General features: G+C 37.2%; 2 protein-coding genes. Both read left to right on the top strand.

Going from position 1 to position 1,525, the window contains the following annotated elements; all coding sequences use genetic code 11:
- Positions 1-55: 55 nt before the first annotated feature.
- Positions 56-424, top strand: a complete 369-nt coding sequence (locus K7X70_RS24360; protein ID WP_222539524.1) for a transposase — start codon at positions 56-58, stop codon at positions 422-424.
- Positions 421-1,365 carry an IS3 family transposase gene (locus K7X70_RS24355; RefSeq protein WP_368388886.1) on the top strand — a complete coding sequence of 315 codons (945 nt, stop codon included), beginning with the start codon at positions 421-423 and terminating at the stop codon, positions 1,363-1,365. Before K7X70_RS24360 ends, K7X70_RS24355 begins: the two co-directional genes overlap by 4 nt.
- The last annotated feature ends 160 nt before the right edge of the window (positions 1,366-1,525 follow it).

Genomic DNA, 1,525 nt, shown 5'->3' with positions numbered 1-1,525 from the left:
TGTCTTGTCCGGAAATAGCTTTACAGTTTTTGAATGATTTTAAATAAATTAAATTATGAAAATTGTAAACCGTTATTCGGACGATTTCAAGCGTGAAGTTGTTCGGCACTACCTAACCTCCGATGACAGCCAGCAAAAAACTGCTGATAAATTTAACTTGCCTGCTCCCGCGTCTGTTCAGCAATGGCTTGATAAATTTGGTGGAGAATTCAGAACTGACGTTGTAGAAAAACTTCCTAAAACACCTAAAACAGAACTTCCGGGTACTACAGAGGATATGATAAAACGTATTAAAGAACTGGAAGAAGCCCTTGAAAGAGAGCAACTGTTAAACCTGGCCACTAATAAGATGATAGATATTGCAGAACAAAATCTAAATATCTCCATCAGAAAAAAGTCTGGTGCCAAACAGTCAAAGAAATAAAGCAACAGTATCCAAAGCTTAGTATAGATAGGCTTTGTGGATTGTTTGGCTTTACCAGACAAGCTTATTATCAGTTACAGAAATACGAGTATAGATGTCGGGCACAATCTCATATAGTGCTTGAAATGATTAAAAATGAACGCAGCAGTTTACCTGGTATTGGTGGACGTAAGCTCCTTAGTATAATCAGTGCAGAAATGAAAAGAGAAAATATAAATATTGGTAGAGATGCTTTTTTTGACTTATTGAGGGAGAACCATCTATTAGTTCGCCACCATAAAACCAGAATTATAACAACCAATTCAAGGCATTGGTGCCGTAAATATCCGAACCTGATCCGAGATATACATTTGACACAGCCACATCAGTTATGGGTGAGTGATATAACCTATATTACGACCAGTGAGGGCCATTTATACCTCTCATTGATAACTGATGCCTATTCCCGTAAGATAATTGGATGGGACTTATCCACTAAACTCGAAGCGGAAGGTGCCGTATCTGCATTGGAAATGGCTCTTTCTCAGCTCCCTGCTAACAAAGCAACTGCTCTTATTCATCATTCGGATCGTGGCATTCAATATTGCTGTGATAAATACATTTCTAAACTGAGGTCTTTTAACATCAATATCAGTATGACAGAAAATAGCGACCCTTTAGAAAATGCTATAGCAGAGCGGGTGAACGGCATATTAAAAACCGAATGGTTGAACAGATCTGTACTTAGTACCAAGTATGAAACTGCTTTGAAATTATCAGGAATTATTGAGGCCTATAACACCAAAAGGCCACATTTGAGTATAAATATGATGACTCCAGAGGTAGCGCATACCTCTGAAGGAGAGCTGCCCAGACGATGGAAAAACTATTGGAAGGAAAATCATAATAAAATCGTCTATGATGAAAAATTTAAATTACCTAAATTGGGTATTCCAAGTTAACTCAGTAAAGCCTGACAAGGATTACTGTTACAATCGTGTAAAGTCAGAAAAGGATTACTTGAAAGATCTGTGTAAACCCTTAATCGGACTAAGTATCTGTTGTAAAGAACATATAGTAGTAACAGATCCCAACTGTAAAGACTTTTTAGGACAAGACATA

The sequence above is a fragment of the Pedobacter polysacchareus genome (genome assembly GCF_019802255.1).
GTDB lineage: Bacteria > Bacteroidota > Bacteroidia > Sphingobacteriales > Sphingobacteriaceae > Pedobacter > Pedobacter polysacchareus.
Note: the sequence above shows the minus strand (reverse complement) of the source record. Positions and strands in the feature narration are given on the sequence as shown.